At 65.8% G+C, this 360-nt stretch carries 1 rRNA gene; it reads left to right on the top strand.

The window, feature by feature from the left end:
- The first annotated feature begins 206 nt into the window (after nt 1-206).
- Nucleotides 207-323, top strand: a 5S ribosomal RNA gene (gene rrf, locus V5O49_RS05425).
- Nucleotides 324-360 lie beyond the last annotated feature (37 nt).

A 360-nucleotide genomic window follows, 5' to 3' on the forward strand; every position in this document is an offset into this window, starting at 1 on the left:
ACCGGGGGGAGAGGGCGGCAGTTGAAGACAGGACCAACGGCTGTCGCAGCTGACCGGTACTAATCAGCCGACAACTTCAACACACCTACACTGCTTGCTACGCGTCCACTGTGCGGTTCCCGAGAAACGGGCACCACCCCCACCCCCCCGCCACCCTGCGTGGCAGCCGGGGCAAATACGTGGGGGACCCGACAACTCGATACTGTTACGGCGGTCACCGCGAAGGGGAAACGCCCGGTCCCATACCGAACCCGGAAGCTCAGCCCTTCAGCGCCGATGGTACTGCCCTGGAGACGGGGTGGGAGAGTAGGACGCCGCCGGACACCCTTCACAGCAGGCCCCCAACCCCTCGCGGGTTGG

The organism is Isoptericola haloaureus, from assembly GCF_036689775.1.
GTDB classification, from domain to species: domain Bacteria; phylum Actinomycetota; class Actinomycetes; order Actinomycetales; family Cellulomonadaceae; genus Isoptericola; species Isoptericola haloaureus.